Raw genomic sequence first — 6,085 nt, 5'->3', positions numbered from 1 at the left:
CGTGATTTTTGTCAGAAAAAACTACCTGATTTTAACACTTCCGCAACGCTTCATCCAGCTACCGGCATGGCGAAAAACTTCTTTGATTTGCCGATTTCGACACCCTTTTTTCACAAAAGCTATACTTTCATCGGCTCAAAGCACAGCGATTACGCCGCTAAAGCATATCTTTTAGCCGATGAAAGGGCCGCGATTGCGGCCTAAAAGCATAGCGATTAAGGGTAAAAAAAGCGAAGAGAAAACACCTTAAAAAGCGCAATGTGCTGATAGCCAGCGCTTTATAAACTCGCTCTACAATCGCTTATTTTCGTCCAAGTCTTTTCTTTTTCAAAATAACGCTACTTTTTTGAGGGTATATGTAAAGATAATTCAAGGCATAGTAGATATCATTGATCCTTGTAAAACCTGTCCCCACTAATTTTCTACTGACCCTTAATTTTCTCTATAAAACACTTTTCCAAGAAAAAATAATTGGAAGTCGCATATTTTTCGTATCTTTGCAGCCTATAAAAAATTAACGTAGTTTTTCTACACCTTTATTAAAATGGGACAATTACAAGAAAGATACGCTGCCTATCGTGAGCCACAGAAATTCATGGAAGCGGGAGTGTATCCGTATTTTCGTGCGATTACCAGTAAGCAAGGGCCTGAAGTCACAATGGAAGGACATAAGGTTTTGATGTTTGGCTCTAATGCTTATACCGGACTTACAGGAGATGAAAGAGTTATTGCTGCCGCCCATAAGGCTTTGGATAAGTATGGCTCCGGCTGTGCAGGTAGCAGATTCCTCAATGGGACATTGGATTTGCACGTTCAGTTAGAAAAAGAACTTGCAGAATTTGAACATAAGGATGAGGCTTTGTGCTTTTCAACAGGCTTTTCTGTTAATGCCGGTGTCATTCCTGCTGTAGTGGGACGTGGCGATTACATTATCTGTGATGATCGTGATCATGCGAGTATTGTGGATGGTCGCAGATTAAGCTTTGCCACACAACTTCATTACAAGCACAATGACATGGAGGATTTGGAGCGAGTTCTGCAGAAACTTCCACAAGAAGCAGTTAAATTGATTGTTGTCGATGGTGTGTTCTCGATGGAAGGAGATTTGGCAAAACTACCGGAGATTGTCGAATTGAAGCATAAATATAATTGTTCCCTTATGGTAGACGAAGCTCATGGTCTTGGTGTATTTGGCAAGCAAGGTCGTGGTGTTTGTGATCATTTCGGATTGACAGATGAAGTTGATTTGATCATGGGAACTTTCTCAAAGAGCTTAGCTTCGATCGGTGGATTTATTGCTGCGGATAAAGACACAATAAATTATTTGCGCCATACTTGTCGTACATATATATTCTCTGCAAGTGATACCCCCGCGGCAACAGCAGCGGCTTTAGAGGCATTGCATATTATTCAGAATGAGCCTGAGCGCTTGGAGCACTTATGGGATATTACACATTATGCTTTGCGGCGTTTCAGAGAAGAAGGCTTTGAAATCGGTGATACTGAGAGCCCAATAATTCCTTTGTATGTCCGTGATATCAATAAGACCTTTGAAGTTACCAAACTTGCATTCGAAGCCGGTGTGTTTATCAACCCTGTAATTCCACCCGCATGTGCGCCTCAAGATACTTTGGTTCGTTTTGCTTTGATGGCCAGTCACACGCAAGAACAGGTAGAGCGTGGCGTTCAAGCTCTCAAGGAAGTATTTGTTAAAGAAGGGATTATTAAGTAATAGTAACTCTTTTCGAAGAAAATATAAGCGAGATGTTGCGGTTGTTAACATCTCGCTTTTTATAATTATAAATCTTTGCTTTTACTTTAAGTATTGCTCTGCCCGTTTATCTCCAAGTTCTTGGGCTTTTTGTAATGATTTAGTAGCTTCTTCGTTCTTGCCCAACTGCTTTTGTGCTATACCCATGATAAGCCATGCGTCTGGATATTCCGGTTCAATCATGAGGCAACGTGCACATGTTTCTACAGCCTGTTCGTACATTTTCACACGTAATTGCAAACTGGCCATTTCAGCGTAATAGGTAGCCTCATGCGGATTGGTAATAATAGCCCTGGCTATATCTGCAAGAGCTTGTTGATATTGGTGTAGTTTACTTTCACATTTAAATCTTGTATAGTAGAATGAAGGTTCCAAAATCCTTCCCACCATCAGTGAGTCATATTGATTGTAGTCTGCCAGAGCTTTGCGTAAGTTGCCGTTATTATCAAAAGCTACACCACGCGCAAGAACATAAGGAGCTGCCACAGCCGTCAAAGGTTGTGGACAAGCGGCTATCGCGCTATCAAGAAGTGCCATGTATTCTTCTTTGGGAGCTTTCAATTGGACTTTGCATTGTGCGGCTTCATAGAATACTTCACCATTTCTAATATCGCTCTTTGTCAGTTCCATAAACATCCGGTAGGCTTGTTGGTAATCACCCTTGGCATAGATAATTTGTGCCTGCTGGTGTTTATAGATCGACTTAGGATTGAAGGTATAGGCCTTTTGCGACTGTTCTAATGCGAGATCCAATGACCAATTTGCAAATGGCCGGTCAGACTTGAAGATTTCTTTTCGATAGATAATCTTCGCGTAGTCCGAATATGCTTCATCCTTTTTGTCGATTTGATTGATGGCACGTTTCATTATTTCATCAGCCTGATTAAATTGGTTGGCGCTTAGATACTCTTCTGCTTGTGCCGTATAGCCTTCAATTGATTTTGGAAATTTGTTGATGAAATCAGCGATATATTGCGCGTGCGTTATTGAATCACGCGTAGATTGCGACATCATTATGGTGAGCAGCGCGTCATCGTGTGTGTTGGGTAGGGTAGTACGAATCCCTGTTGACTTTAACACGGGGTCATTTACCGACATGCCGGTTACTTTTTGGTCGTAGGCAAACCTTGCGTCTGTTGCATGTATTTCATTTCCTTTAATTGATTTTTGCAGAAGTCCCAGTATCTCGCCTTTTGAATTAAGAATAGGACATCCTATATTGATATCATCTTCTTGTGAAGAAAAGATATAATAATTATAGGTGTTATTAAATTTTTCTGTATTGTTTACCGGTATTTGTTTGGCATTTGTCTTTTTCACGGAATACGCTGCCAGCCACACTTTGTCTCCCTTATTGGCCTGATTGGCAGCGAGTGTCGCGCCGGTAGTCTTTCTATTCACTCTAAACTTGCAAATATCGTAAATTTCATTAGCCCCGTCAATCGTTTCAACATTCATCTCATTACCATTGGCGTCAATGACAACAGCCTTGGCTGCGCCCTTAAAGGGTGTCCATAGTGCTATGGCTTCACCATTATTACCAATAAAAACGCCATGTGACGAAGCCAAAATAGATCCATCTTTTGCAAATGTCGTGAGGGTGAAAACCGATTTTGACGCTTTAACGATAGGTGACGGCTGGGCCATCGCTGTCAGGCTGCAAGTGAGCATGAGCCCAACGATAAAATGTTGTATCTTCATTCTTTTAATAGTTTTCTTATTTGATATTTAATAAATCTTTTGCGTTACTAATGGCCGCTTCCGTAATATTACTGCCACTTAGCATTTGCGCGATTTCGGCAACACGCTCTTCCGTCGTAAGAATTTTCATATTGCTAATCGTTCCCATGTCAGTCTCTTCTTTCGAAACCTTATAATGCGTCGTTCCTCGGGCCGCGATTTGCGGTAGATGGGTAATGCTGATGACCTGTCGGTTCGACAATCCCATTTCGTACATAATCTGTCCCATCATTTCCGCGGCTCGACCACTCACGCCCGTGTCGATTTCGTCAAATATAATTGTCGGAAGTTTTACGGCACCGCTAATCATTGCTTTCAGCGAAAGCATTACTCGGGCAATTTCTCCTCCCGAAGCCACCTGACTGATGGGCTGCATATCGGTCGTGGAATTAGCGCTGAAGAGGAATGAAATCTTGTCTTGCCCATCATGGCTAAGCGGTTTTTCTTGCAATAGAATACTGAATCTGGCTTTAGCAATGCCCAGCGGCACAAGCCTTTTCAACAACTCTGTTTCAATCTTTTTGGCCGCAACGGATCGCTGCCGCGAAAGTTTGGCCGCCTGTTGTCTACAAGTCGCTTCCAGCTTTTCTACGATTTCTTGTTGTCGTTTCAGGTTTTCGTCGCTGTGGTCAAACAATTCAATTCGCTTTTTAAGCTCTGCCAATATCTCAATTAGCTCTTCCGTTGTCGCGGCATGGTATTTCTTTTCCAGCGTATAGATTGTATCCAACCTTAGATTAGCGTCATCCAGTTGTTTTGGATCAAAGTCTATCTTATCTACTTGCCTATCTACATCGTGCGAAATATCCTTCAACTCAATAAAGCATGCCTCCAATCGTTGCGACTGTTCTTTGATTTCCGGAAATACTTCTTCTATATTATGAAGATTGGCGCAAGCCTCTTTTAAAGAGTTTACTAACCCACCATCATCTTGTATAAGAATATTGCTTGTGTTATAAAGTGAAGACTTTATCTCTTCGGCGTGGTTTAGCATTTGCGTCAGTGTTTCCAGCTCTTCCTGTTCGCCTGCTACCAAGTTGGCTTCTTCCAATTCTTTAGTCTGAAACCTTAAGAAATCCTCGTTTTGCAGATTCTTTTGTATCTCTTCCTTCAACGCCTCCAGCTGAGCAACGGCAGCCTTATATGCCTCATAAGATTGCCGATACGCTTGTCGGATATCATCATCTTTAGCCAGAATATCTACAATATTGAGTTGAAAATCTTCTTTGTTGAGTAAAAGATTTTGATGTTGGCTGTGAATATCTATAAGATGTTCGCCCAGTTCTCGCATCAATCCGATTGCTGCCGGCTGGTCATTGATAAACCCTCTGCTTTTTCCATTGCTATTAATTTCGCGTCGGATAATGCAGTCTGTATCATCGTAGTCTATATCGTTCTGCAAGAAAAACTCCCGCATATCGTATCTTGATAAATCGAAGTGAGCTTCTACGACACATTTATGACATCCTTGCTTAATCGATTTTGAATCAGCCCGCTGTCCCAGTAGAAGCGCGATTGCTCCTAAAATAATACTCTTTCCTGCGCCCGTCTCGCCCGTTATGACCGAGAATCCTTGATGAAACTGAATATTGAGTTCATCTATGAGCGTGAAGTTCTTGATGTATAATTGTTTAAGCATTATTGAATGATTTTTTCCCAAGCGTTGTTCTGACTTGCATTGATATTTAGTAGAATATCATGAACAGTCTCTTTCTCTTTGGCCGAGCCGTGTCCTTGATAGATATTGGCCAGTTCGTCTCTTTTAAAATCTGTCCAGATCTGGGGCCAAAGACTGAGTGGCCGGGCTTCATGACACTTTTTCAAGTCGTTTTCCAATGCTGTAGAAATATTGGCTCTGCCTCTGGACGCGTTTTCGACCATGATGTCAAGCCCTGTGCGATAATAGTCATATTGTAACTGACGTAATGGGCGCATACCTTCGTCCAGATACCCGTTGATAATAGCAAACCGGTTGCGTTGGTCGGAGAAACTTTTCCATCCCGAAAAGTTAAGGCCTTGGGCATTGTTGGCAATGTCCATGCACAAAGACAAGCAGTCGTCTCCTCCCATCTGGCTGAAAGAATCCAAGTTGATTCCGATTATCAGGTAAGCGTAGTAGGCCAACAGGGCTGTCAACTGGTTGTCAATATTCTGCTGATTGAAGTTTAACTGATCGAACGGTGAATATTCGAAGTTAAAGTCATTGTCTGTATTACTGTAGATCGTTGTTGTATACGACGAGTTGTAGACCGGCCTGTTAGCCTGAATGATGGCTTTGCAGCTGAAGAGATTGCTCTCTTTTTCGTAGCTTGTCACCGTGATATTGAAGTTGCATGGAATGCGTTCATGATTCTCAAAGTGGAGTGCGGTCCATTTATGTTCGTTCAGAAACTGTGTAATCTGGCTCTGCAGCTGCTCAAAGACGCTTGCGTCAGTACCTTGCACCTGCGCATGGTTGATGACAACTTTGGCCTGCAATTCCTGGGCGCTGCATGGCCGGCCGGCTATCAGCGCCAGGCAGACAGTGAACACGCATTGTTTGAACAGCGTTTTGAGTCCGATCATGAAAATCGT

The 6,085-nt window shown here is 42.3% G+C and carries 5 protein-coding genes; 2 read left to right on the top strand and 3 right to left on the bottom strand.

Annotation, left to right across the window (positions count from 1 at the left end):
• Positions 1-204, top strand: a 204-nt coding sequence (locus tag JHU38_RS08160) for a hypothetical protein (protein WP_207859344.1), incomplete at its 5' end; no start/stop codon positions are given.
• Between the two features lie 340 nt (positions 205-544).
• Positions 545-1,732, top strand: a complete 1,188-nt coding sequence (gene spt, locus JHU38_RS08155; protein ID WP_107582711.1) for a serine palmitoyltransferase — start codon at positions 545-547, stop codon at positions 1,730-1,732.
• An 81-nt stretch (positions 1,733-1,813) separates the two neighbouring features.
• Here spt and JHU38_RS08150 read toward each other — a convergent pair whose 3' ends face one another.
• The 3 genes from JHU38_RS08150 to porD are packed head-to-tail and all read right to left on the bottom strand — an operon-like array spanning position 1,814 to position 6,076.
• The gene (locus tag JHU38_RS08150; protein WP_107582709.1) at positions 1,814-3,472 is read right to left on the bottom strand and encodes a tetratricopeptide repeat protein; all 1,659 of its coding nucleotides are present in this window, start codon (positions 3,470-3,472) and stop codon (positions 1,814-1,816) included.
• A gap of 16 nt (positions 3,473-3,488) precedes the next feature.
• Complete coding sequence (recN, locus tag JHU38_RS08145) at positions 3,489-5,150, bottom strand: DNA repair protein RecN (protein WP_107582707.1); 1,662 nt, start codon at positions 5,148-5,150, stop codon at positions 3,489-3,491.
• Positions 5,150-6,076 carry a type IX secretion system protein PorD gene (gene porD, locus JHU38_RS08140; protein ID WP_107582705.1) on the bottom strand — a complete coding sequence of 309 codons (927 nt, stop codon included), beginning with the start codon at positions 6,074-6,076 and terminating at the stop codon, positions 5,150-5,152. The genes recN and porD overlap by 1 nt, the downstream gene beginning before the upstream one ends.
• Positions 6,077-6,085: the final 9 nt, after the last annotated feature.

This window comes from Prevotella illustrans, from assembly GCF_017426725.1.
Classification (GTDB): domain Bacteria; phylum Bacteroidota; class Bacteroidia; order Bacteroidales; family Bacteroidaceae; genus Prevotella; species Prevotella illustrans.
This window is presented reverse-complemented; position numbering and strand designations above follow the sequence as displayed.